A 24333-nucleotide genomic window follows, 5' to 3' on the forward strand; every position below is an offset into this window, starting at 1 on the left:
TTACTTTGTGATTCCTATATCTATAGGCATTCTAACCCCGCAAGGCCTCAATTCCCGTTTCGGATGGTTGGGTTCCACAGCTTACCTTCTAGGCACCTTCATTGTATCACTCAACAATCCATTTTGTCAAATGACCTACTTTGACTCGATTTCTTTCAATTTCTTCTTTAGAAGGTCGATGACTTGAGGTCTAACATCGTCGCGTTTTAGACCAAAATCCAGGGTCGCTTCGATGTAACCGATGCGTGAACCAATGTCATAACGCTTACCTGCGACGTCAAAAGAATAGACCGATTCTTCCGCCATCAAGCGCTTAATGGCATCGGTTAGTTGGATTTCTCCGCCTGCCCCGCGTGGTTGATTTTCTAAATATTTAAAAATGGTTGGACTCAAAATATAGCGACCACCAATGGCACTTCTAGAAGGTGCATTTTCGGGTTTTGGCTTTTCGACTACAGAAGAAAGTTTATAAAGACCAGCTTCCATTTCTTGACTTGGTTCGCAAATACCGTATTTTTGGGTATCTTCATAACTGACAGGCAATGTACCTAAAATGGTGCCACCATACACATTGTATTTGTCGATGAGTTGACGTAAAACGGGTTGTTTGTCACCAACATACAAGTCGTCCCCAAGCAACAATGCGAATGGTTCATTGCCGATGAATGCTTTCGCACAAAGGACAGCGTGACCCAATCCGAGTTGTTCTTTTTGACGAATATAATGAATATTGGCGAGATTAGAGACATCTGTAATGACCTTTAATTCCGCATCCTTGTGTTTTTCTTTGAGGATGTTTTCTAGTTCGAGATTACGGTCAAAATGGTCCATAATGGCGTTCTTATTGGCTGAAACGATGATGAGAATTTCTTCGATCCCTGAAGCGAGTGCTTCTTCAACGATGTATTGAATCGTTGGGGTGTCGATGATGGGGAACATTTCCTTAGCAAGTGCTTTGGTGGCCGGTAAAAAACGGGTTCCGTACCCTGCGGCTGGGATAACTGCTTTTTTGATCATAGTGATTACGCGTGGCGTATCTCCTTTCTAATAGTAAAGCATGATGCGTACATACGTACCTTGATTCATCTTTAATTCTAATAATATGTCTCTCACCGTGTTTTCAATGATGTAATCGAGGTTTCTCACCCTTACATTGGTTTGTAAGGTGATGACCCCTGCTTCATCATAATCGAGTTCACGCGATGGATATGCCTTTACATAAGTGCGTGCATGGTCTTTGTCTTTAAAATAGACCATCAAACTGATGATGACTTCACCACGGATTTCAAGTTCGTTCAATAAGTGCGCTAAATTGAGGGCGCGAGCGACAATATAATCCGGGTTATGGAAAAATGTATTTTCATAAAATTTACGGTTTAGGTCTGAAAATTGTCTCAAACCTACGTGGGTCTTGAATGCCCCTTCAAGAAAGGTTTGAAACTTTAAAATACGCTGATGTTGACTCTTATGAAATTCAGCATAGATATAAGCATACTTCTTATTGTGGGTGTATGCTGTAATGATGAATCGGTGTAAATTGGCGTAGATTAAAATTTCGGATAAATGTGACTGGAAGGTCTCTAAAGATACTTCCATCCCATAGTGACCAATTTCAGTCGTATGCTCATTATACACCAAAGGTTCAAATAAAGCATTAGCAAATACGAGTTCTTGACGGTCTTGATCGTAATATTGATAAGCGTTATAGCTGACACGCATGTAATAGCGTATGAGCTCGACAATCCCCATGGTTACACCAAAGATGATAACGACAGGTAAAAAGATCCATTTATATGTGGTTGATATGTCATCTGTCACAGCAAGAATGAAAATGATGGGTAGAAATACCGATAGTCTTACCACACGCATCATGGTTGTAAAGCCTTTTTTATGCAGTAAAATCATCATGATAAAGACAATGGTTATGAAATAGATGACCAATGCGTTATTCGGGGTGATGCTTCTGAATATCGCGATGTCATTCGCAACAAATATCAACATAAAGATATCTATCGCGAACAGACCAAATACCGAGATGGTTCGTGCTTTTTGATACCATTTTTTGGTATAAAGCTTTCGAACTTGTGGTAGATGATAATGTGATTTCATTTCTTTTCGGTATGCATAGAATGTTTCAAATTTGCCATACCAAGGCACTTTAAATGGTTCGATGTCTTCGTCATCAAGTGTTTTATTCAAATAATTTTCAAAGTCTGCCAATGGGTTTAAAACGAATAGCAACGTACCAATGAATATGATGGCTAAACTGAACCGAGTATCGAAGAGAGCCAATGTAATCGCAATTAAAACACCGTATATGAAAAATACGATGAGTTTGGCCAAACCACCAAACAGATAGAGGGCGACATATAGTAAAAATAAGACGCTCACTAAGAGATAAATGGTTTGTTCGTCGGATTGTAAGAAATACGATGCAATGACCATACTGACGATGATCGATGATGCAATCGTTAAAGCAATCAATAAACGTCGCGACATATTTTATCCTCGATATATACTAAATTATACAAAAAAAAGAATGGAGTGTCCATTCTTTATTCTTTCGATTATTTTTGTGCTGCTTTGATGGCTTCAACCAATTCAGCTTTCTTTAAACCAGAAAGACCGGTTAAGCCTAAACCTTGTGCAACTTCTTTAAGTTGTGCAACGGTTAAAGTTTCTAATTCAACTTGTGGTTCAGCAACTTTTTCAACGACTGGAGCCGCTTCTACGACTTTTTCAGCTTTGACTGCTTTTTCTACTTTAGCTGCTTTAACGACAGGTTTAGCTTCAACCACTTGTGGTTTGATTTCGCCTGCTAAGCCTTTTCTAGCCACTTCAACAACGGCTGTGAAGCCTTTAGGATCGTTAAGTGCTAAATCAGCCAACATCTTACGGTTGACTTGAACGCCAGCCTTTAATAGACCGTTGATCAATGATGAATATTTGAATCCGTTTAGACGGCATGCTGCGTTGATTCTGGAAATCCAGAGCTTGCGCATATTTCTCTTGGTTTGTTTTCTGTCTCTGTATGCGTAAGCGAGCGCTCTCATGACTTGTTCATGGGCTGTCTTATAAATCGTGTGTTTGGAACCAAAGTAACCCTTGGCTAATCTTAATATTTTTTTACGGCGTGCTCTTGTTTGCACGTTTCCTCTTACTCTTGGCATGTGTGTCCTCCTACTTCAAGTTCGAAATCAGTTGTTTGATACGTTTGTAGTCTGATGCAGACACACCTGTTTCGCCTCTTAATTGTCTATTTTGTTTGGTTGTTTTGCTTGCAGCTAAGTGATTTGAATAAGCTTTGCCTCTCATGAGTTTACCAGAGCCAGTAACTTTAATTCTCTTCTTTAAACCGCTATGTGTTTTTTGTTTTGGCATATTGTTTGCTCTCCTTTATTATTTGGTTGGTTTTGGTGCAACCGTCGCGAATAATTGACGGCCTTCCATCTTCACTGGGGACTCAACCACGATAGCGTCTCCCAACGATTGAATAAAGCCTTCCATGACCTTAACGCCTTGATCGCTATGAACGATCATACGGCCCTTAAAGCGTAATGAAATTTTAACTTTATCGCCTTTTTCAAGGAATTTGATGGCTTGTTTGGATTTGGTTTCCAAATCATGGGTGTCGATGACTGGGGATAAACGAATTTCCTTCACTTCAACGACATGTTGATTTTTCTTCATTTCACGTTGTTTTCTTTGTTGATCGTATCTGAACTTAGAATAATCCATGATTTTCGCAACCACTGGTTTGGAATCCGGGGATACGACCACAAGGTCTAACTCACGTGTTCTTGCTTCATAAAGCGCTTGATGGATTTTAATTAATCCTAAATTGTTGCCTTGATCATCAATGACTAACAACTCTCTTGCTGCGATGCCTTCATTGACTAGTGCATCGACTTGTTTGTTGCCTTTAACAGGACTGTTTCCTTTAACAGGACTCTTGATAAACGCCACCTCCTATGTGTTTTATAAAAAGAAAAAGTGTGTACATACAGTACCCACTCATATACGTTAATTTAAATCAAATTTAACGTGACCGTTTGCCTACCGATTCATCGATCAGGCGAGAAGTAGGTACTTCTTCTTTTCACTATTTCTAGTTTCCTTATGTATTATAACGAATTGCCCCAGGTATGTCAAGCATAAATGCATATTTATTTTGGCTTTATCCCGTATAAGTGATATGCAAACCAATAATAGGCCAATGCAAGCCAAATGGGTTGCCACTCAAAAGTCCCCTGGTTGTAAGGCATGACCCAATCGATCCAACGAATGGTCGGTAATAGATCACTCAGATTGGGGTGTAGAATCAACATCACCAATCCAAACAGGGTGATGTATGTGGATTTAACCCGTATCCATATTACCATAAAACCACTAAAAAGGCACGTGTTTAAAGATAATTGTATCCAAAAATTGGATAAAATATCTATTTCTTGGAAGGATAATGCATAAAAAATGGGTACCCAAATGCCATACATGATAACTTGTAACATCACATTCAGCCAAAATCGGACTAAATTGAACCTTAAATAAGAAGACCCAAACATCACCTCTAAATAAGCATCTTTTTTACCCATCCACTCAATTGCGTATACTAGCGTGTGACATCCAATCAATAAATAGCACAAATAACCGCTCTGTTCTAAGTAATATTGTTGATAATAGCTGCGATTGAGTCCTCTTTCCGTTGTTGATAGCCATGCATGACTGAAATAAAACAACAACAATACCCACAAAACATAGAACAATACGGACAACCAGACCCATTTGGTTGGTTTTCTTTTTCTAAAATCATAATTGAAATAATTAATCCAGTGCATGGGTTGTAACCACCAGTTTGGAGAACAACTTCGGTTCATGGGTCGAGATTATGAGACAAGTCCCTAAACTTTGAAGGGTTGCAATGCGTTTTAAAACCACCTTCATGGTTTTTGAATCCAGTGCTGTGAACGGTTCATCCATGAAAACCACATCGGGTTGTCCAACCAAACTGAGATATAACAATACTTTTTGTTTATTGCCTTTGGATAAATTCGCTACTTCACTAGACATATCGATGTCTAATTCAGCCAAAAAACCCAGATCCATGGGGACACGCATAATCGATAGCATCCATGCGATAAACGTATAGGGTCGATCTGCGTATGGCAATTCAACCAAATCGGGCATATATCGACATTTGAGCGATTTTCGATGGATGATTTCACCACGATCACTTTGAATGCGATTCATGCATAGTTTTAAAAGTGTGGTTTTACCAGACCCGTTTTGCCCGACCAATAAATGGATGGTCCCAGGGTCAAACTGAATCGATAGATTTTGAAATAACGATTTATTACCATAGCTTTTGGAAACTTCACGCAGTTCAATCAATGACATATATACGATTTAAGCTATTCTCAGGAATCACTGTTGACATCGGTTCAAAATACAAAAACGTGTCAACGGTTTGAGCATAGAGTGTCCCTTCTAAAGTATAAAATATTCGTAATGACGTTTTTTGGTAATAAAATAAATCTGGTTCGATGTCGATGGCAATAGAATTTTGACTTTGTATGGTGTTAAGGATAGGCACACAATGATTGACCGTATAACAAACCGATTCAATGGTGACTGGTCTTTTCACTGAAATATCCAACACAATTTGTGTCAAAAATGGCCCTTCATCGGCATTATCTCCATATTGATTATAGATAGAAAGTTCTTGTTCTTCACTCGGTTTCATCAAAGACAATCGTCCGATGCTTGCTTGAAGCTTATCCCCATTTTTTAAAAGAATGGTCAAATAACATGTTTTAATATAGTAATCAACCTCAAGTTTTGGTAGTTCCAACAAGAAAACAACCTTATTATATCGATCACCTAAGTAGGTATACCGGCCATAGGTCTTAATATCTATGGTTTTGGGTACCAATTTTTGATGTTCGTCTAGGGACGATAAATAGATGGTTTCGATGGCATCCACATCAGCATAAAGTGATGAATGATTGGTATACCCCTCCACGCTGAGTTGGGTATCCGTGGTCAATTGCGAATATAACGTTTGTTTAAACAACCACTTGTTTGAAGGCAATTGTTCCGATTGTACGCTTAGAACAATGAAAAGAATCAATACGAATGTAACAACAACAAACAGCCATTTTTTCATATTTTCACCTTTTCAAGTCGATAGTATTGTGTGGTGACGACAAATACCTCAAAACCACCCTTTTCGAGTTCTAACCAAAATAAGTACCTTGCAGCCACCCCATTGGTGATTTTCCCTTCACCCACCACATATAAATTCGCCATCGTTTGTGGGTCAACTTGCATCTTGATCGTCCAGGTTTCTGTTTCTTTCTTCACGGTTTCTGTAGAGGATGTGATTTTGAGTGACGCATCCAAATTGCCTTTAAATTTCTTCACGGGACCGGACATGTTGATTCCAATCGAACCGGTCGAGGTGATGTTTCGAGCCGTGGTATAACTACTTTCGTATTTATAGTTGTATTCGATCGGTGTTGTCCCGTCATTATAATAAGAAAATACCGATTTGGACTTATAAGTCACCCGACAATCCTCATACACATATTTCACATTCCAACCAGCAAATCTTCTTTTGGTGACTTCTTTAAGGTAGGCTTTATAGTCTTTTTCACTATAATCACTTAAAAATTGCCCTTCATGCAACGTGATGGACTCATAGGCTAAATAGTCACTATCGGCCTTTAGTTGTAGCGTATTTAGCGAGATAAGTAGGCATAATAAACAAAACATCAGATATTTTTTCATTTGAAAACCTCCTACTAGATACATACAAAAAAAGATGAAAAAAAAAGAAAAGGCATGGGATATACCTTTTCTAATCGATTATTTTTTCATGAATGCTTCAATGTCTTTCACTTCTTTGATAATTGACTTCGATAAATTGATTCGACCATCTTTGGTTAATAAGACATTGTCTTCGATACGAATACCAATACCTTCATCGGCGATGTATAAGCCCGGTTCAACGGTAAGTACTTGGTTTTCTTCAAATGGTTTGGTGTAATTACCGACATCATGAACATCTAGGCCTAAGAAATGGCCTAACGAATGGTAATAGTACTTCGTTACTTCGGATTCATCTTTTATCTTTCCAAGTTTAATCAACCCTTCAGCCAATACTTTTTTACCAAAATCGTTCCATTCTTTAAAAGTAACCCCTGGCTTTAAAAACTCAATCGAGCGTTTGTTCGCTTCAAGGACGATTTCATAATAGGCTTTTTGACGTTCAGTGAACTGACCACTCACTGGGAATGTTCGGGTGATATCGGAACAATACATGTCCTTTTGAACACCCAAATCGAATAAAATCAAGTTATTTTCTTCAATCAATGCGTTGTTTTTACGATAGTGAAGAATGGTTGCGTTAGACCCGTTGGCAGCGATTGTACCAAATGAAGGTTTAACCCCATGTTGATTTAACACAAAATTGTAGTGGGCTTCGAGTTGATGTTCTTTAATCCCTGCTTTGGCAGCTTTATAAAGGGCTTCAATACCTTCACGGGTAATTTCAATGGCTTTTTGCATCGCTTCAACTTCTTGAGGTTGTTTGATGCTTCTCAGTTCACCCAGTTCAGGATGGATACTCGCAACCATTAAATTGGGATACTTTGACTTCATCAAATCCCCAAATTGATTGGCTAAAGTAGGCATATGACGTAGATCACGACGTTCTAAATCCAGATAAAGATACTTGAGCGCGCCAAATACAGCCGCACGTGAATCCTGAAGGTATTTGCTTAAAACCGCTTCAAAATCTTTTCGGTCATAAATATCGGTGACACCGGATACACCAATCGCTTCTTCTTTGGTCAAACCTGCACCTACCCATAGCGCTTGAACAGGGTCTACCGGTTCAATGAATAAGATGGCTTTTTCCAAACCAGCACCTTTGAGTAATACCAAAATGACATCTTCTTGTTCAATCCCAGTCAAATAATAAAAATTACGATTAACTTCAAATGGGTATTGTTCATCTGCTGTCGATAAAGGTGCGATGCCTGAAAAAAACACTGCGAAGCTTTGATTTTCCATGCGATTCAATACATTTTTACGGTTATTAATATACATATTTTTTCTCCTATATTTGTCCTAATAAGCCTTGAACTGTAAGTTTATAGTTTTCAAGTGTTTCTTCAGCCATTGCTTTGGTTTGACCCACCACAGACATATAAATCTTCAGTTTAGGTTCAGTGCCTGACGGACGTAAGACTATCCATGATCCATCGCGATAATAAAATTTAAGGACATTGGACACTGGATAATTGAGCGGTTCAACGCCAGTTTTACGCCAAGTTTGTTGTTTTAAAACATCGTCGATTTGAACGATTTCTTTGTTTTTAATCGATAGACGGTTGTTTCTAAAATAAGTCATCAACGATTCAATACGCTTTTTACCTTCGATCCCGGATAAGTTTAAATTGAGGGTTTCTTCAACAAAGTAACCATATTGTTCATAAACCGTATTCAGCAAATCAATCAAGGTTTGATGCTTTTCCGCCATAAAGGTTGCCATTTCACAAAGCATGTATACGGCTTGTACAGCATCTTTATCGCGAACGAAGTCGGAGATCAAAGACCCATATGATTCTTCACAGCCAAACACATAAACCCCAGACCCTTCAATGGCTTTGGCTTTTTCACCAATGAATTTAAAACCTGTTAAGGTCGTTTCCACCGTCATATCAAACGATTTCGCGATTTTTTCAATCAATGGTGTTGTGACATTGGTTGTAAATACATACCCGTTTTTAGGTAATAACCCATGGGCTTGTTTACGGCTTAATACATAATAGAGTGTTAGAGATGCGGTTTGGTTCCCACTTAAGAAATGGTATTTACCTTGATGTTTCACCATGACACCTAAACGGTCTGCATCTGGGTCTGTGACCAAAACCAAGTCCCCTTGGATTTGTTTAGCCAGTGCTAATGCGCCTTCATACGCGAGTTTTTCTTCTGGGTTTGAGGATGCGGTTGCGCCAAAATTAGGGTCATTGACCATTTGTGATTCAACCGGATAAACATCATAACCAAGCGATTTTAAAAGGTTAGGAACGATCGGTCCACCAGCACCATGTAAAGGTGAATAAACGAATTTAAGTGGTTTTTTATCCAACTTTTCAATTTGAATGGTTTTAACTTGTTCTAGATATTGTTGATCAAACGCTTCATCGACCCAATGAATCAATGGTGAAGATTCGTCAAATGGAATTTGAAAATAATCTTCAATGGTTTGGATTTCTTGAATGACGATATCTGCCAAACGTGGCACCAATTGACAACCGGTTTCGTCATAGACTTTATACCCATTGTAAGCCTTAGGGTTATGGGATGCGGTAATCATAATACCTCCATCACAATCATTGGTTCTAACCATGTACGATAGATACGGTGTCGGTCTAAGGTTTTTAGTGATATAAACTTCTATCCCTTGTGCTGCGAGCACCCCAGCAGCACGCAACGCGAATGCGCTTGAGTTGAGTCGATTGTCGTAAGAGATGGCGACCTTTTTGTGACGTTTGAGACTTAAAATATATCTTGAAAATCCCAAAGTCGCACGCATGATGGTGTAAACATTGACACGGTTGGTGCCTGCCCCCATCAACCCACGAATACCGCCAGTACCAAACTCGATATCGACATAAAATGCATCTTCTTTTTGTGCATCATTCATCTGTAATAATTCTGTTTTTAATGTTGAATCCAAGGCTTCATAATTAACCCAGGACTGATATTTTTGGATGTAATCCATACTATCCCTCCTCATGTGAATATTATAAACGATTATCACCCTATTTTAACAAAAAAACAGCCGAAGCTGTTAATTTTTTAATAATATATCGTAGAGTCCACGAAGAACCAAGTGTTCATCACGTTCTACCTGAGTACGACACAAAGGTTTGATAATTTCGGAAAGTCCGCCTGTCATGATAACCTTAAAACTTTGACCAACTTCCGTTTGAATACGTTCGATCAACCCATCAACTTGAGCAGCTACCCCATAAGTCACACCAGATTGCATACAAGCAATCGTGTTGGTACCCAGTACTTTGGCGGGTACTTCAAGATCAAATTCCGGTAACAACGCGGTATTCGACACCATCGCACGCATCGAAATCATCACTCCTGGGGTAATGATGACGCCTTTAATGGTGGCTTTTTCCATATAAATGTATTTGGTTGCTGTACCTAAATCGACAATCAATACCGGTGTTGGTTCAGTTCTCGCACCAGCGACTGCACAAATGAGGTCAGCACCGACTTCTTTGGGATAGTCGGTTTTAACATTGATCCCTGTTTTGATGCCAGGTCCAACCACTAAAGGCTGTATTTGATAGTATTTGATGAATAGCTCTTTCAGTGCCTTCGTCACAGGTGGTACCACGGATGCAATCGCTACATTTTCAACCACTTCATTTTTTATGAATGGATGGATGAGTAAATAATAGGCATCGGCCGATAGATTTCGATCAGTGGATAGACGAAACTTTTGTTCGATTTTATCTCCTCTGGTAACCCCAATTTTAACTTCTGTATTCCCAACATCAATCAGTAAAATCATATAAGTTCCTTTCTAGTATAGTTTAGAATACCGACAATAATCGGTGTACCAACCAATACTGCAGCCAATGCTTCCATCAGTCCATTTGTCATAGCGATGCCATAGATGACCGAAATCACATCGGTAAATCCCATGCTGAAAATCGCAGGTTTAAATATCGCAACCACACTGAGTACCAGCACGGTATGGATGACTGTAGCGAGAATGAATGACGATGGAATGAATACAAAGCTACCTTGATGTTTTTCAATAAACCAATAATAAGCCACTAAGAACACCACCGTTAAGAACAGCACGATTGGGGTTACTATACCACCAATTTTGGCTTCTTTAGCGGTAGCTTCATCCGCGAGTGTCGGTAAATTCAGTTCAATCACTAAAGCCTCTGCGCGTTTCGCTAACGCTTCGACATCACGGTCTTCAGATTCTAATTGATCCGCTTCAGCCCTTAATGCATACATTTCTGCTTGTTGTCCATTATAAGTTGACCAAGCATTTGCTGTCACGATGGCTTTTGAACCGTAAAACAATGCGAAAAGTGTAACCAATGATACAACCCCAAATAGAATAACTTTACCCATTTTGATGGTTTCAATCTTTTTAAAAACTTGAACCACTTCAAAGGCTGCCCATGCAAAAAGCATTCTCGGCAAAATCGAAATCCATGGCAATTGGAATGCCAAGTCAAACGCCGTAGCACCATAAATATACGATGCAATCATCGAGCCTAGCCCCATAAAAAATCCCAAAATGATCGCGTTACGTCGATCCACTAAAAAAACACCAACAATCACAGGAATGTGCACGAGGGTTACAGATACCCCTGGCATCACCGTGATGAATCCGATTTGTGGTAACAACGACATGGTCATAATGATCGTCACAAATACGGCTGTTAGTGTGAGTTGAAACAGTCTTTTATCTCTCATTTTTTCTCCTTTTTAGGCCACAAAGGGTCCCATAAGTACACCCATATTATAGAACTTTTGTTTCATCATTTCAACAAAAAAGGAACCCAAAGGTTCCATTTGTGTTATCTTGCTAACCAGCCACCATCGACGGCGAGTGTAAAGCCATTGACATAAGATGATGCATCGGATGCTAAGAATACAATCGCACCCATCATATCGCTTGGTAAACCCCAGCGACCGGCAGGGATTCTTTCAAGAATTTGACCCGCTCTGGTTTCATCGTCACGGAGTTGTTTGGTATTGTTGGTTGCCATATACCCTGGTGCAATCGCGTTGACGTTGATGTTATATTTGGCCCATTCATTGGCCATGGCCATGGTAATCCCTTTAACTGCTGACTTAGAAGCGGTATAAGAAGGCACACGAATGCCACCTTGATATGCCAACATCGAAGCAACAGAAATGATCTTACCACCGGTTTGTTGTTTTACAAATTGGTTGGCACATGCTTGTGATAAGAAAAACACCGTACGAGAATTGATGTTCATGACATCATCCCAATTGGATTCTGAGAATTCAAGGGCGTCTTGTCTTTTAATGATACCGGCGTTATTGACCAAAATATCGACATGACCCATCGCTTTAACAGCTTCTTCAACCAAAGCAACCAAATCGGCTTGTTTTGAATTGATTAAATCTTTTTTAATGCCATAAAAACGTTTGCCCAAAGCTTCGACTTGAACTTTTGTTTCTGGCATATCGACATAGTCTACACCGACAATGTCAGCACCTGCATCGGCTAAACCTAAGCACATACCTTGGCCTAAACCTGTGGATGCGCCTGTAACAATGGCAACTTTGCCTTTTAAACTGAATTGATCTAAGATTCCCATACTATTCTCCTCTTTATTTTAAATCTTTGGTTTGGATAAAATCCATGTCATCATACGCTTGGTTTTCACCACACATACCCCAAATAAAGGTATAATTGGTGGTTGCTACACCTGCATGGATGCTCCAACTTGGTGAAATGACCGCTTGTTCATTGGCCATGACGATGTGTCTGGTTTCATCGGGTCTACCCATCATATGAAATACACGATGTTCCGATGGTAAATTGAAATAGAAATACACTTCCATACGGCGTTCATGGGTATGGCAAGGCATGGTATTCCATGATGACCCATTCGCGAGTTCCGTTAGCCCCATTTGAAGTTGACAGGTTTCCAAAATCGCTGGATGTAAATATTGATAAATCACACGTTTATTCATGGTAGATTCAGCACCTACTGCACGTGGATTTGTGATTGAAAATGGAATATGTTTATTTGGATACGCTTTATGTGCCGGGCTTGAATTGATGTAAAATTTGGCTGGTTGATTGGGATCTACCGAGAAAAACTCGATGGATTGAACCCCTCTACCCAAATATAGTCCATCTTTATGGGCCATGGTTTGTTTAAAACCATCGTAAATAATGTACCCTTCGCCACCAATATTGATGACACCGAGTTCTCTTCTTTGTAAGAAATATTCACTTGCTACTTCTTCAGGTGCATCTAATTTAAGTGAAGTGGTCACTGGAAAAACACCACCTGCAATGATGCGATCAAAATGCGAATAGGTGAGTGAGATATCGTCTTTGATAAAGACTTCTTCAATCAAATAGGTTGCTCTCAATTTGGCTGTATCATAGGATTTTGAATCCTCAGGACTGGTTGAATAACGGACTTGAAATTTCATTGGTTTTCCTCCTGTATCTGTTGGATGAATGCTAAACTTTCAGCGATGTCTTCACCAGTGATGCCTTCAAATATATAATAAGCATCCGGGTTGCTTTCTAACATCAGTGGTAAAAGTTTACGATAGTCGAATAACCCTTTGTTTAAACCGACTTGAACCAACTTGCCTTCTTTAAGTTGGTAATTTTTTAAATGAAAAACTGCAATATCTTCTTTTAACAGGTGTAATGCTTCCTTTAAAATAGCTTCATGTTGACGATGGTTTCTGACATTGAGCAAATTGTATAAGTCAATGATGACTTTGACATGCGTGCTATTTAAGTCAAGCACAAATCGTTTTAATGAATATGGTGAGAAAATCACGTGGGCATAGGCTGCTTCAACCAAAACCGTTTTACCGACACTTTCTGCCATATTAACCAATGGTTTAAACACAGATAAAACTTGTTCATATGCCATTTTGGTGTGATTTTGTTCATGATAAGTCCACTGGTCATCGTTATATGACCCTGTTTCGGATGCAACATATTTTGTATTCAGGAGATGGGCTAGTTTCAATTGTTGATTGAACCGCTCGATGCCTTGTTGTACTCTTGCTTGATTGCTATGAATGGGATTAAAATAACTGCCTAACAATAAAACCTCTACCCCATGTTGATGGGTTGATAAGGTTTCAAATGCTGCTTCGGTGAGTTCTGGTTCTTGATCTAGTGCCTTGTTGACCACCAGTTGAATACCATCAAACCCGAACGATTGAGCACGTTGAAACAGTGATTTCGCATCCATTTTACCCATATCATGTGCTCGAATCCCAATTTTCATTACAATATATCTCCTAAATAACCCAAACGTCGTGAAATTTGCTTGCCGACTTCTTTAAATTGTTTCGCGAGGGCTTGGGTATCTTCCATCGATGTATGTAATCTCGATACTGCTACTACCCCAACCACTCTATTCTCAAAGTTATAGACAGGAATCGCAATATTCATGACGTGGTTCAATTCGCCACCCAATTCACAAACATACCCTTTATTCAGGATATCTTTCTTTTTAGATTCATCAATGCGAACCACACCTTCAATTTTTTTATCAAATGCGGCATAACATTCACCCACAAAATTATCCGAGAATGAATTGTAGATGAGTCCCACTTCGACGTGTGATACGATTTGGCTTTGAGGGGATTGATACACGTGAACAAACACGATTTTATCGCCATTGATGCGTTTTGTTGCGAAAGCATTGCACCCATACTCATCGGAAAATTGTTTTAACAATGGGGCTGAAGTGGTGATAAAATTGGAGTTTTTGGTGTAAACGGACCCGATAGCGTACATCTTTGATCCAATGACATATGTCTTTCGAAAAGGATCTTTGTAATAAATCGCATCTGCTTTATAGAGTGTTTGTAAAAAATCATAAGCGGTCGCTTTAGGCATATCGAGTTCACGATAAATTTCACCCAAGGTTAAACCATCTGGATTTTTTGAAATCAGTTCTAAAATGGCTAAAATACGGTTGACGGAGCGGTTGTCTTTCATTTGTGTTACCTTCTTTCGCTATTTATTAGCGTTGAACTCGACCAGAAGCATCTCCTTTGGCCAATGTTTCAACTTCTTTTTCATCTACTAAATTGTAATCACCGAAAATGGTGTGTTTGAGGGCACTGGCTGCCACTGCAAATTCCAAAGCTTCCCCTTGGGTTTTCTTGGTTAACAAACCGTGAATCAGTCCACCAGAAAAGGAATCTCCACCGCCAACACGGTCGACAATGCGAATTTCATAGGACTTGGAATAATAGAATTCTTTGCCATTATAAATCAATGCACTCCACCCATTGTCAGATGCGGAATGAGATTCTCTCAATGTGGTTACCACATATTTGAATTTAAAGGTTTCCAACATTTCTTTGAAAATACGTTCATAACCAGAGTGATCCAATTCACCTTTAGTAACGTCACCACCAGGTTTAAATCCTAGGGTTAACTCTGCATCTTCTTCATTACCAATACATACATCCACGTATTGCATGAGGTCTTTCATGACTTTTTGAGCTTGTTCAGGTGTCCATAATTTCTTGCGATAGTTTAAATCGACAGAAACCGTAACACCGTGTTTTTTTGCTGCGATACATGCTGCTTTGGTGATGGCTGCGCCATTTTCAGAAATTGCTGGGGTAATCCCTGAGAAGTGAAACCATTGGGCATCTTTAAAGATTTCATCCCAATTAAATTCTTCTGGTTTTGCTAAAGCGATGGCACTGTCTGCTCTGTCATAAATGACTTTAGATGGACGCATCGATGCCCCGTGTTCTAAATAATATATCCCTATACGTTCGCCACCTCTTAAAATATGTTCGGTGTGAACGCCAAATTTTCTGAGTGAGTTGACAGCGGATTGACCAATTTCATGTTTTGGTAATTTTGAAACAAAGTAAGCATCGTGTCCATAGTTGGCTAAAGATACTGCAACATTTGCTTCACCACCACCATAAACAACATCAAAGCTGTCGGCTTGTACAAATCGGTTTTTATCGGTTGGAGATAATCTCAACATGATTTCCCCAAGGGTAATGATTTTCATAGGTTCTCCTTATAATTTCACTTTAAATACAGCTTTCTTAACGGTTTCTTGTGTACCGTTGGAAAGTTTTGGCATATGCAATTCATTTTTTAATACCATTGCGAACATGCCTTTGGTCAATAAGACCGTTGAAAAATAGCCAAGTGATTGACCCTTCATCACGTCTTTTTCAGGGTTGTAAGCTTCTGTGACTTGGAATTTAAGATCGTCTGCTTCCAAATAACCAAAAATTTCTGTACCTTCTAATACCAATTGAATGTCACCAAATTGCTGATGAGATTCAAAATAACATTGCATCAATGGTTTTGGGACATAATCTTCACGAATTAAACGAACATTCGAGTCAACAACATGGTTACCTGGTTGGAGTGCTTTAATGTCATTCTTTTCAATGAAATCGATCACTGTTTGAATATTCGGATTTAACGAAACATACAAATGTAGATTCTTAATGTGGTCAACAATCATGATTTATGCCTCTTTTCTTGCTTTTGCAACCGCCTCAACGAATGCTCTAGCATTGTCTTCTACTGCTTTGAAATCACCTTTTTTAGCAGGTGCTGTTAATTCACCACCGACACCAACAGCAACCACACCGTTTTTGATCCACTCAGCAACATTGTCGAGTGAAACACCGCCGGTTGGCATGATTTGAATGTTCGGAAGTGGACCTTTAACAGCTTTAACAAATCCTGGTCCAAATACCGATCCTGGGAATAATTTAATGATTTCTACCCCAGCTTTAAGTGCTGTAAGCATTTCTGTGATGGTCATGCATCCAGGCATGTAAGGGACACCTACAGACAAGCAGTACTCAGCTGTCGCTAAATCAAAACCTGGGCTAACAATGTACTTTGCGCCAGCTTTGATCGCTAGTTCTGCAGTTGCTTGATCTAACACCGTACCAGCGCCTAAAATTAAACGATCTGCTGGAATATTGTTGGCTAAATGAGCGATTACTTCGTCGGCTTTTGGTACCGTAAAAGTCAATTCAATGGCTTTTAATCCACCTTGAATGCAAGCCTCTGCAATCTTGGTTGCTTCTTCTTTGGTTTGTGCACGCACAACAGCGACAACACCAACCGATTTAATTTGTTCTAAAATGGGGTTTTGCATATCATAATCTCCGTTCAATATGATAGACACCTATCATCATTGTAGTGTATACGTTTTAGTTTTACAAGGTAGTATCGATAATTTCTTTATTTTTTACGTGATTAAGGGTAATGGTTTCCCCTTCAGCCCCTTGAATGCTGACATTATTAATACGGACGTCATCGACATAGTTGAAGTAGAGTCCTTGTTTCGTTCTCGGTTCTTCAAAACTCATCATCGCAGGAATGCCTGCTTCCGGGTTTTTAGCGTAGCTGAATTGGATGTTTTCAAGTTCAATGCTTTTGATTGGTTGTTCTGGTAACCCATAAAAGAATCCAGCCGCTACATGGACATCTTCACAAACCATATTTTTAAAGACAAATTTGCCTAAAAATGGGGTACGATCATCCACTGGTAAGGCTTCTTTTGACCACACATATTCAGTCTTGCCATCGTCATCACAGAAATAATACATGTTCATGACCAGTGGCGTTAGTACACCTTTCATATAAATGTTATTGAATGTGATGCCGTCGATGATGGCGTCTTTACCGCGTCCACGACGCGTTTTAATACGCAAACCTCGATCGGTATCTAAGAAATAACATTGGGATACCTCGATGTCTTTCATCCCACCCGACATTTCTGAACCCAAGACCACCGCACCATGACCATATTTCATCATACAGTTACGGATCACAACACGTTCACAAGGTTGTTTGTAGGTTTTTCCTAATTCAATCTTTCCTGATTTAAGCGCGATACAATCGTCTCCCACAGAAAAATCGATGCCGATGATGCGAACATCTTTACAGGATTCAGGGTCACAACCATCGGTGTTGGGTGAATCTTTGGGTGATTCAATTTTTAAATCGATAAAATCGATGTGTTCAGAAAAATAAGGGTGTAAATTCCAGGATGGTGTATTTTTAATGGTTACCCCTTGTAATGCGACATTTTTCGAATGCACGAGGAATAACCCATTCGGACGCCACGCACCGCGCATCACTTTGTGTTTTACCCACCAGTCACTATTTTGAGCGTTGCCATCAAAGACACCTTGACCAATGATTTTAACGTTTTCAACGTTTAAACCGGTAATCATCGATGCGTATTGTGGTGCTGCGACACCTTCCCAAGAGGCCAATTCATAGAACGACCCATCCGGTTTGGTGAATCTTGCTGGTAAAATAGGGTATTTTGAACGATCTGTTACATATAATAAGGTTGCACCTAATTCGAGTTCGATGGTAACATCACTCATTAAGAAAATCGGTCCAACCAAATAAATGCCTTTTGGAATAAATACACGGGCTTGCTTGGGAGCTGATAAAATAGCGGTTTGAATGGCCATAGTATCATCTGCAAAACCATCCCCTTTCGCACCAAAATCCATGATATTGAGCGAAAGTGATTCGAAATCGGTTGTAAAAGTTGCTTTTGTATCCGCAACTTGAACGGTATATGTGGTGTTAGGCAACAAGCCATAAATAGAAAACACATTGGTTTTTACGTCTTGTAAAACCAACGTGTCATTCAAAAACACGTTAAACGCGCTTGGGCTATAATAAATCGCTTGATTGTCTAACTCAAATGTAAAACTTCTTGAGGATTTAAATATGAGTTTAAACATGGTGAACTCCTACTTTTTTATTTTATGGCTGACCCATTGACGGACTGAAATCCATATGAAATCCATGAGCCAATATACCAATCCGAATGATATCGGATCAATACCTTTATTATCAAAACCAAACATCAACATACCTACCGATGGTAAACGAATCCACATCCAGAATTCTACAAATAATACACTGGTGACCACCATCACGATAACAAAGCCCAATGAAGCCAATAAGCTTAGAATAGAGCTTCGTTTGATGAAAAATGGTAGGTATTTTAAGGTATGTGTCTTATCATTGTTCATCCAAATAATGACTTTATTTGATATGTATTCAACAGCCAAAGTTAAGATAAGAATGAGCAAAACAAAACGATCTAACACATCATATGTATTGATGGATAAAGCTGTAAATGTGACGAAGAATGCAGCGCCAGAGAACCAAAACTTCATGAATCCGATTTTGACGCCAGGTTTGATATTCGCTAATTTGTCAATGCCATAGGGATTGAACCCATCATGGTCTTTATTAGTCTTCAATTTTGACATATTTCCAATCCACATAAACCCACGCAAATAGCGTAGCAATCACATAAAATACAAATCCGGCTGCCATGATTCCCATGGACATGATACTGTAATTTTTAAGTGTATAATCGGCACGCGTCGCTGCTTCATATAAAAATGCGTTGGAATATAAGAACACAAATAAACCTTGAAACAAGTTTAGCACGGTGAACAATATGAGCGACATCGGTGAGCGTTTTTTAGAAAACGACATCGAATTGAAAATTTGAACCAGCGCGATGATATACAAGGCGAATAAATAGAATCCAACCTCTTTATTAGTCAATTCATTGATAGCAGAAATATGCGATCTAAAGACAAACCCGTTGGTTCTAAAATCTAAGAACAGTGTATAAATCAACGACCCAATGACTGTGAAAATCGTAGGAATGCTGTATTTATTATAGTCATACCAGCGTTTCATACTCGATTTAAACGATTCTTTTTGCTTAACACTATTCATAAATACTGACCTCCGTTTCCTTATCGAAGAAATATAGGTGGGATTGGTCAAATGAAACTACCACTTCATCACCTGGGGTATAGACATGACGCGCATTGACTTTTAAGATTACATTTTTACCCCCAAAACGCACATGAACCAACGCTTCAGCCCCTAATAATTCATATAATTGGACGGTGGTGTTGAATCCTTCGACTTCTTTGGCATCGCAAAGCTTACAAATTCGGAAATTTTCTGGTCTTAATCCGACTAGAATTTCTTTACCAAAATAGCCTTTGGATTGTAGTACTTTAAATGGTTTGGCTTCATTGATATGGATTTTTACACCATCAATTTCAAGTAAACCATTCGCATCTAAATCACCCCTGAAAATATTCATTGGTGGTGTACCGATGAAACTCGCAACAAACAGATTGTTGGGTTTTTGATAAACTTCCACTGGAGTTCCGATTTGTTGGACATAACCATCTTTCATGACAACCATGCGGTCAGCCAATGTTAAGGCTTCAATTTGGTCATGGGTAACATAAAGCATGGTTGAACCTAATCTATGGTGTAATTCTTTTAATTCTTTACGCATGATACCTCTGAGTTTCGCATCCAAGTTCGATAGTGGTTCATCGAGTAAGAATACTTTTGGGTCACGAACGATGGCGCGTCCCAAAGCGACTCTTTGTCTTTGACCACCAGATAATTCACGAGGTTTACGATTCAAATAGGGTTTTAAACCAAGGATATTGGCGGCCCACATGACACGTTCATGAATCAAATCAGAATTTTCTTTGCGTAAGGTTAAAGAGAATGCCATGTTATGATACACAGTCATGTGTGCGTAAAGTGCATAATTTTGGAAAACCATCGCGATATCGCGATCTTTTGGTGCTTCATCGTTGACTCTAACGCCATCAATGATTAAATCACCGGTTGAGATTTCTTCTAGACCTGCAATCATTCGTAAGGTCGTGGATTTACCACAACCTGAAGGCCCAACCAAAACGATGAATTCGCCATGTTTGATATCAATATTGAAATCAAACACCGCTTGTACACCATTCAAATAGATTTTATTGACATTTTGTAGTGACATCGTAGACATATTATTCACCCAATTCCTTTAAATGTGACATCAATTTACGATGTTTTTGCATGGTGATGACAGCAGCAATCACGAGTAAGATGATGGATCCAACAATGAGGTCGATGATGATAAAATAGTGTCCTGCTGTGATTTGACCTAAACGAAATAATTTTAATGGTTCATAAAATATGCGTAACAGATGGGCGAACGCAATCACAAATAGACCATATGCCCATTTGTTGCTGTAAGCTTTAACTTTTTCTGCTGCTAAGAATGATAACAACAATAATGTGATGTTGATCAAAATTTCCATAGCGGTTGAAAATGTAGGGGTAATTGATCTTGGAATGATGGTTGTAAATAATGAGACGATTTGACTTACCATGGCTAGCAATACGAACCAGTAAGCCAGTTTATTTTGTTGATAGCGCATCTTATCGACACGAATATTGTTAATGGTTGCCATAAGATTTCACCGCCTCTTGAATGAGTTGTGCACGTTCTTTTTGTGCTTTTAGTTTATATACTAAGAATACCACAACCAAAACCGCTACGACAATCATGAATATGGCATATAAGTTACCAAACTGAAATACCATATAATTTTTAACGGTACGTCTGATTTGATATAGATGATCAGGTACTTCTAATGGACTAATGTTTCGATACATTGGTTCTAAAACACTGTTGTAATATAAGGTAAGTACAGCCGATACCACTAATGTGATGGATGAAAGTATACTTAAAACAATATTACTCTTATAAAATGTTTTACGGCTCAATGATGCTGTAAAAATGAGTAATAATAACAATACCACACCAATAAAACCGACTTGAGACAATACTCTATTGGCGGTTTGTGAGGCGAGATAAAATTGTGAGGCACGCGTTTCTGAGACAATATACGCCCAGTTGGTACTATAACCAAGGGTATAAGCATAAAACCCCGCTGCAGCCAATATCAATAGCGTGTAAATGATGGGTTGTATGTATTTGCCGATTGTTTTAAGGATATTTTGCATAAAATCACTTCTACTTTCATGTAAGTTTAGATAAGTTGGACCCTAGAAGGGCGATTTGCCCTTCTAGTTCCAAACGTGTAATTATTTGTTAACTCTTGCGTAAGCCGCTTCTAAGGCAGCTTTGTAAATGACTTGGTAAGTATTGATGCCATCTTTAGTGACATAAGTATCGAAATAAACTTGTGTAGTCACTGTATTACCATTGCCAGTGAAGCCATAACGAACGAGTTTAGCCAATTGTGCATCTGCCCAAAGGTCATCGTAAGTTAAAGTTTGCATATCTGCTAATTCATCAGATGTCAATGCGAATAGGGACGGTGCTAATCTGTACCAAGGGTTTTCTGATTGGTAAACACCTGCTAAGCGGAATGTACCTGCTTGAACCGCTGTATTGATTCTTTGGATACCAGATACACCTTGTTCAGATAAGGTTTGGAATTCAAGACCAAGACTTCTGATGTGTCCGATTGGCATGGTTGCACCAACATAACGTCTTAAGTAGTTGATCATGTTACCAGATGCCAATGTTTGCATTTCTGCTAATGCTGCTGCAGAAATTGCAGGGATCATTTCACCATTGTATTCGATTTGTCCATCGATGAAGCCTTGTGGACCATATAAATGAATGTTACCAATGGAGTCATTGGATGAATAGTCATATAAACCGTCAACCAATGTCAAGATTCTTGCCAATTTAGCAGTGTCATTTTCAACATGTGAAGGAATACCCCATGCTTCATTCTTAAGCGAACGAACGCCTTCAGAGAAGTGGAAATATTCACCAGTGCCTAACCAGTCATTGACTGGAGGTAGGATGGCTTCAAAACGGAATGAAGGGTCTAATGCTTTTGCCGCATTGATATAACCATTCGGTGTTGAAGATGCGTTGTAATCATAAGTGATGAAACCATATGAACCTTGTAACAATTGTGCTCTGTGGTCAACTGTACCAGCTGCATCAAATGTTTGAATGATCAATTGGTCAGCAAATAGGTTGGATAATTGAGTAACACCATCAATGGTTTCTTGTTGTGCTCTTGCATCAACGATATCACCTTGTTCATCAAAGTATGCCCAGTCATATCTGGAGAACATACCACGTAGACCAAACATTTCTAATCCGCGGAATAAGTTACGAATACGAGATGCTTGAGATGTTCTTGGGAACATAACTTCAACTGCAGTCTTCGGTGTAGTTAATTCTCTGGTTAAGAATTGTGGGTTGGCTTTAACAACATACATCAATGCGATCAATTCATCGACATCGTATGCAGCGTCTGTACCAACGAATACGTCTGATAATTTAGCATAACCTTGGCTACCATAAGTTGCTTGCATGTAAGCTCTGAATGCGTTTGCCATCGATGCACCAGTCTTGCTTGGTAAATTCTTAAGGGTAGTTAAGATGTTTGCTGTGTGTGCTTTAGTGACATCACGTGTAGTGCCATCTGCATTGGCAACTTTTACAACCACATTTAGGTTTTCAGGGGTTGTATTAGCAACCGTGAATGTACCTTCGTAAGCAGCTGTATCGAATGCTGGAGATTCAACATCAAGGATGTCTTGAACCCAGTCAATACGAACTAAGAACATTTGTTCGATTTCACCGAAACCATCGAAATAAGGGGTATAGTAGATACCACCATCGGCTGCGGTCATGGATGCTCTAACTGCTGGATTTTCTGTTAAGAATTGGTTCAAGTTAGGCATCGAGTTTAGATACTTAGATAGGTCAACGAAGTTACTGCCTTGTACACCATATTGTGTTAATAGTGCACCAGTTGCGTTGATTAAGTCAACAGATGAGAAACTGTTGGTTAACAATTCGTTGAATTGGTTGGTTGTATTGCTACTTACTTTAGAATCTTGGAATGTAATGTTCAACTTAGAACCAAGGGCTTCCCATACTGGCATTAACATACCAGCAGTGTAAGTCTTACCATTTAATGAAACGTAAGGGTTGGTTTCTTGATAAGAAATACCTCTACCTTCATAGTTGATTGCCATATTCAATGTGATGGCTTTTGAAGGATCATCTTCGACTAAATCTGCACTAACATTCACTTGGAATTGAGTGGTTTGTGCTTCATAAGTGACTGTAATGACTTTTAAGCCAGCAGTTAGAGAATCAAACCCGCTCACTGTGAATTCAGCGTGTGGTACAGCAACCTTAGAACCATCAGAGTATAATGCTTCAATGACTAAACCATTTAAGCTTAATACGCCATTTAGACCATAAGTGGTCTTGGATGGTAATGACTTCACTTGGATACCAAGTAAGGTCACAGGTGCATCTGGGTCATTAACAATAATGACAAATGATGTTGTTAGAGTACCTACAGTGACTGTGATGGTCTTAAGACCAGGTGTAGCTGTAGAGAATCCAGAAACTTGGAATTGGTTCGCACCAGTCCCTTGAGTTAGAATCACGCTGGAAGCATCATTATAGATACCTTCAATTTGAAGTCCTGCTAAGTCAAGCGTTGCATCGTTGACTTCATAAGCTGTTTTAGTAGGTGCTACTTTGACGTTGATTGCGACCAACACTTTTTCCGGTTCAGGTTCATTACCGCCACCGATGCAGCCTGCTAAAACGAATAGTGATAATACCGTTAGGATTATCCCAAACATTTTTTTCATACTTTTTCTTC

General features: G+C 39.1%; 27 protein-coding genes, 1 pseudogene and 1 other annotated feature. All 28 genes and pseudogenes read right to left on the minus strand.

The genetic code is table 11. The features are described 5' to 3' along the window. Window positions 1–135: 135 nt before the first annotated feature. A complete protein-coding gene (gene galU, locus N7548_RS05295; protein ID WP_277617976.1) occupies window positions 136–1017 on the minus strand; it encodes a UTP--glucose-1-phosphate uridylyltransferase GalU in 882 nt (293 codons plus the stop codon). 27 nt (window positions 1018–1044) lie between these two features. After that, window positions 1045–2499, minus strand: a complete 1455-nt coding sequence (locus N7548_RS05300; protein ID WP_263608429.1) for a hypothetical protein — start codon at window positions 2497–2499, stop codon at window positions 1045–1047. A 68-nt stretch (window positions 2500–2567) separates the two neighbouring features. After that, complete coding sequence (locus N7548_RS08925) at window positions 2568–2837, minus strand: Rho termination factor N-terminal domain-containing protein (RefSeq protein ID WP_263608526.1); 270 nt, start codon at window positions 2835–2837, stop codon at window positions 2568–2570. Next, window positions 2817–3170 (minus strand): annotated as a pseudogene (gene rplT, locus N7548_RS05310) (50S ribosomal protein L20); the annotation flags it as partial. The gene N7548_RS08925 and the pseudogene rplT, both read right to left, overlap by 21 nt. Window positions 3171–3180: 10 nt before the next feature. Beyond that, window positions 3181–3381 (minus strand): 50S ribosomal protein L35, encoded by a 201-nt coding sequence (rpmI, locus tag N7548_RS05315; RefSeq protein WP_263608430.1) that lies wholly within the window; start codon window positions 3379–3381, stop codon window positions 3181–3183. An 18-nt stretch (window positions 3382–3399) separates the two neighbouring features. Then, window positions 3400–3957 carry a translation initiation factor IF-3 gene (gene infC, locus N7548_RS05320; protein ID WP_308699490.1) on the minus strand — a complete coding sequence of 186 codons (558 nt, stop codon included), beginning with the start codon at window positions 3955–3957 and terminating at the stop codon, window positions 3400–3402. A 22-nt stretch (window positions 3958–3979) separates the two neighbouring features. Beyond that, window positions 3980–4104: a sequence feature (ribosomal protein L20 leader region), on the minus strand. A gap of 62 nt (window positions 4105–4166) precedes the next feature. Then, window positions 4167–4835 carry a hypothetical protein gene (locus tag N7548_RS05325; RefSeq protein ID WP_263608432.1) on the minus strand — a complete coding sequence of 223 codons (669 nt, stop codon included), beginning with the start codon at window positions 4833–4835 and terminating at the stop codon, window positions 4167–4169. Then, a complete protein-coding gene (locus tag N7548_RS05330; protein WP_263608433.1) occupies window positions 4822–5394 on the minus strand; it encodes an ATP-binding cassette domain-containing protein in 573 nt (190 codons plus the stop codon). The genes N7548_RS05325 and N7548_RS05330 overlap by 14 nt, the downstream gene beginning before the upstream one ends. Next, window positions 5381–6163 carry a hypothetical protein gene (locus tag N7548_RS05335; RefSeq protein ID WP_263608434.1) on the minus strand — a complete coding sequence of 261 codons (783 nt, stop codon included), beginning with the start codon at window positions 6161–6163 and terminating at the stop codon, window positions 5381–5383. The genes N7548_RS05330 and N7548_RS05335 overlap by 14 nt, the downstream gene beginning before the upstream one ends. Beyond that, entirely contained in the window at window positions 6160–6786 is a 627-nt protein-coding gene (locus N7548_RS05340; protein ID WP_263608435.1) for a hypothetical protein, read from the minus strand. The genes N7548_RS05335 and N7548_RS05340 overlap by 4 nt, the downstream gene beginning before the upstream one ends. A gap of 78 nt (window positions 6787–6864) precedes the next feature. Further along, complete coding sequence (locus tag N7548_RS05345) at window positions 6865–8109, minus strand: aminopeptidase P family protein (protein WP_263608436.1); 1245 nt, start codon at window positions 8107–8109, stop codon at window positions 6865–6867. Between the two features lie 10 nt (window positions 8110–8119). Then, complete coding sequence (locus tag N7548_RS05350) at window positions 8120–9790, minus strand: phospho-sugar mutase (protein WP_263608437.1); 1671 nt, start codon at window positions 9788–9790, stop codon at window positions 8120–8122. 69 nt (window positions 9791–9859) lie between these two features. Then, entirely contained in the window at window positions 9860–10600 is a 741-nt protein-coding gene (locus N7548_RS05355; protein ID WP_263608438.1) for a type III pantothenate kinase, read from the minus strand. Then, window positions 10597–11529 (minus strand): hypothetical protein, encoded by a 933-nt coding sequence (locus N7548_RS05360; protein ID WP_263608439.1) that lies wholly within the window; start codon window positions 11527–11529, stop codon window positions 10597–10599. Before N7548_RS05360 ends, N7548_RS05355 begins: the two co-directional genes overlap by 4 nt. Window positions 11530–11633: 104 nt before the next feature. Further along, on the minus strand, window positions 11634–12404 hold the full coding sequence (kduD, locus tag N7548_RS05365; RefSeq protein ID WP_263608440.1) for a 2-dehydro-3-deoxy-D-gluconate 5-dehydrogenase KduD: 771 nt from the start codon (window positions 12402–12404) through the stop codon (window positions 11634–11636). A gap of 13 nt (window positions 12405–12417) precedes the next feature. Further along, window positions 12418–13254: a 5-dehydro-4-deoxy-D-glucuronate isomerase gene (gene kduI / locus N7548_RS05370; protein WP_263608441.1), complete on the minus strand. Its 837-nt coding sequence runs from the start codon at window positions 13252–13254 to the stop codon at window positions 12418–12420. Continuing rightward, a complete protein-coding gene (locus N7548_RS05375; RefSeq protein ID WP_263608442.1) occupies window positions 13251–14075 on the minus strand; it encodes a sugar phosphate isomerase/epimerase family protein in 825 nt (274 codons plus the stop codon). The genes kduI and N7548_RS05375 overlap by 4 nt, the downstream gene beginning before the upstream one ends. Then, window positions 14075–14794: an IclR family transcriptional regulator gene (locus N7548_RS05380; RefSeq protein WP_263608443.1), complete on the minus strand. Its 720-nt coding sequence runs from the start codon at window positions 14792–14794 to the stop codon at window positions 14075–14077. The genes N7548_RS05375 and N7548_RS05380 overlap by 1 nt, the downstream gene beginning before the upstream one ends. A 25-nt stretch (window positions 14795–14819) precedes the next feature. After that, window positions 14820–15836: a sugar kinase gene (locus N7548_RS05385; protein ID WP_263608444.1), complete on the minus strand. Its 1017-nt coding sequence runs from the start codon at window positions 15834–15836 to the stop codon at window positions 14820–14822. A 9-nt stretch (window positions 15837–15845) separates the two neighbouring features. After that, window positions 15846–16304 (minus strand): NanQ anomerase/TabA/YiaL family protein, encoded by a 459-nt coding sequence (locus tag N7548_RS05390; RefSeq protein ID WP_263608445.1) that lies wholly within the window; start codon window positions 16302–16304, stop codon window positions 15846–15848. A gap of 3 nt (window positions 16305–16307) precedes the next feature. After that, a complete protein-coding gene (locus N7548_RS05395; protein WP_263608446.1) occupies window positions 16308–16952 on the minus strand; it encodes a bifunctional 2-keto-4-hydroxyglutarate aldolase/2-keto-3-deoxy-6-phosphogluconate aldolase in 645 nt (214 codons plus the stop codon). 61 nt (window positions 16953–17013) lie between these two features. Continuing rightward, the gene (locus N7548_RS05400) at window positions 17014–18564 is read right to left on the minus strand and encodes a glycoside hydrolase family 28 protein (RefSeq protein WP_263608447.1); all 1551 of its coding nucleotides are present in this window, start codon (window positions 18562–18564) and stop codon (window positions 17014–17016) included. Window positions 18565–18573: 9 nt separating this feature from the next. Beyond that, window positions 18574–19101: a hypothetical protein gene (locus N7548_RS05405; RefSeq protein WP_263608448.1), complete on the minus strand. Its 528-nt coding sequence runs from the start codon at window positions 19099–19101 to the stop codon at window positions 18574–18576. Next, the gene (locus tag N7548_RS05410; RefSeq protein ID WP_263608449.1) at window positions 19082–19582 is read right to left on the minus strand and encodes a hypothetical protein; all 501 of its coding nucleotides are present in this window, start codon (window positions 19580–19582) and stop codon (window positions 19082–19084) included. The genes N7548_RS05405 and N7548_RS05410 overlap by 20 nt, the downstream gene beginning before the upstream one ends. After that, a complete protein-coding gene (locus tag N7548_RS05415) occupies window positions 19575–20678 on the minus strand; it encodes an ABC transporter ATP-binding protein (protein ID WP_263608450.1) in 1104 nt (367 codons plus the stop codon). Before N7548_RS05415 ends, N7548_RS05410 begins: the two co-directional genes overlap by 8 nt. Before the next feature lies 1 nt (window position 20679). Beyond that, window positions 20680–21126 carry a hypothetical protein gene (locus N7548_RS05420; RefSeq protein ID WP_263608451.1) on the minus strand — a complete coding sequence of 149 codons (447 nt, stop codon included), beginning with the start codon at window positions 21124–21126 and terminating at the stop codon, window positions 20680–20682. Then, the gene (locus tag N7548_RS05425) at window positions 21113–21682 is read right to left on the minus strand and encodes a hypothetical protein (protein WP_263608452.1); all 570 of its coding nucleotides are present in this window, start codon (window positions 21680–21682) and stop codon (window positions 21113–21115) included. Before N7548_RS05425 ends, N7548_RS05420 begins: the two co-directional genes overlap by 14 nt. Window positions 21683–21763: 81 nt before the next feature. Next, window positions 21764–24322: a bacterial Ig-like domain-containing protein gene (locus N7548_RS05430; RefSeq protein ID WP_263608453.1), complete on the minus strand. Its 2559-nt coding sequence runs from the start codon at window positions 24320–24322 to the stop codon at window positions 21764–21766. Between the last annotated feature and the right edge of the window lie 11 nt (window positions 24323–24333).

This window comes from Paracholeplasma manati (assembly GCF_025742995.1).
Classification (GTDB): domain Bacteria; phylum Bacillota_I; class Bacilli_A; order Acholeplasmatales; family UBA5453; genus Paracholeplasma; species Paracholeplasma manati.

Excerpts from the sequence above, each read along its gene's own strand:
- galU (WP_277617976.1), bottom strand. The coding sequence starts at position 1,017 with ATGATCAAAAAAGCAGTTATCCCAGCCGCAGGGTACGGAACCCGTTTT.
- N7548_RS05300 (WP_263608429.1), bottom strand. The coding sequence starts at position 2,499 with ATGTCGCGACGTTTATTGATTGCTTTAACGATTGCATCATCGATCATC.
- rpmI (WP_263608430.1), bottom strand. The coding sequence starts at position 3,381 with ATGCCAAAACAAAAAACACATAGCGGTTTAAAGAAGAGAATTAAAGTT.
- N7548_RS05325 (WP_263608432.1), bottom strand. The coding sequence starts at position 4,835 with ATGCACTGGATTAATTATTTCAATTATGATTTTAGAAAAAGAAAACCA.
- N7548_RS05330 (WP_263608433.1), bottom strand. The coding sequence starts at position 5,394 with ATGTCATTGATTGAACTGCGTGAAGTTTCCAAAAGCTATGGTAATAAA.
- N7548_RS05335 (WP_263608434.1), bottom strand. The coding sequence starts at position 6,163 with ATGAAAAAATGGCTGTTTGTTGTTGTTACATTCGTATTGATTCTTTTC.
- N7548_RS05340 (WP_263608435.1), bottom strand. The coding sequence starts at position 6,786 with ATGAAAAAATATCTGATGTTTTGTTTATTATGCCTACTTATCTCGCTA.
- N7548_RS05345 (WP_263608436.1), bottom strand. The coding sequence starts at position 8,109 with ATGTATATTAATAACCGTAAAAATGTATTGAATCGCATGGAAAATCAA.
- N7548_RS05350 (WP_263608437.1), bottom strand. The coding sequence starts at position 9,790 with ATGGATTACATCCAAAAATATCAGTCCTGGGTTAATTATGAAGCCTTG.
- N7548_RS05355 (WP_263608438.1), bottom strand. The coding sequence starts at position 10,600 with ATGATTTTACTGATTGATGTTGGGAATACAGAAGTTAAAATTGGGGTT.
- N7548_RS05360 (WP_263608439.1), bottom strand. The coding sequence starts at position 11,529 with ATGAGAGATAAAAGACTGTTTCAACTCACACTAACAGCCGTATTTGTG.
- kduD (WP_263608440.1), bottom strand. The coding sequence starts at position 12,404 with ATGGGAATCTTAGATCAATTCAGTTTAAAAGGCAAAGTTGCCATTGTT.
- kduI (WP_263608441.1), bottom strand. The coding sequence starts at position 13,254 with ATGAAATTTCAAGTCCGTTATTCAACCAGTCCTGAGGATTCAAAATCC.
- N7548_RS05375 (WP_263608442.1), bottom strand. The coding sequence starts at position 14,075 with ATGAAAATTGGGATTCGAGCACATGATATGGGTAAAATGGATGCGAAA.
- N7548_RS05380 (WP_263608443.1), bottom strand. The coding sequence starts at position 14,794 with ATGAAAGACAACCGCTCCGTCAACCGTATTTTAGCCATTTTAGAACTG.
- N7548_RS05385 (WP_263608444.1), bottom strand. The coding sequence starts at position 15,836 with ATGAAAATCATTACCCTTGGGGAAATCATGTTGAGATTATCTCCAACC.
- N7548_RS05390 (WP_263608445.1), bottom strand. The coding sequence starts at position 16,304 with ATGATTGTTGACCACATTAAGAATCTACATTTGTATGTTTCGTTAAAT.
- N7548_RS05395 (WP_263608446.1), bottom strand. The coding sequence starts at position 16,952 with ATGCAAAACCCCATTTTAGAACAAATTAAATCGGTTGGTGTTGTCGCT.
- N7548_RS05400 (WP_263608447.1), bottom strand. The coding sequence starts at position 18,564 with ATGTTTAAACTCATATTTAAATCCTCAAGAAGTTTTACATTTGAGTTA.
- N7548_RS05405 (WP_263608448.1), bottom strand. The coding sequence starts at position 19,101 with ATGTCAAAATTGAAGACTAATAAAGACCATGATGGGTTCAATCCCTAT.
- N7548_RS05410 (WP_263608449.1), bottom strand. The coding sequence starts at position 19,582 with ATGAATAGTGTTAAGCAAAAAGAATCGTTTAAATCGAGTATGAAACGC.
- N7548_RS05415 (WP_263608450.1), bottom strand. The coding sequence starts at position 20,678 with ATGTCTACGATGTCACTACAAAATGTCAATAAAATCTATTTGAATGGT.
- N7548_RS05420 (WP_263608451.1), bottom strand. The coding sequence starts at position 21,126 with ATGGCAACCATTAACAATATTCGTGTCGATAAGATGCGCTATCAACAA.
- N7548_RS05425 (WP_263608452.1), bottom strand. The coding sequence starts at position 21,682 with ATGCAAAATATCCTTAAAACAATCGGCAAATACATACAACCCATCATT.
- N7548_RS05430 (WP_263608453.1), bottom strand. The coding sequence starts at position 24,322 with ATGAAAAAAATGTTTGGGATAATCCTAACGGTATTATCACTATTCGTT.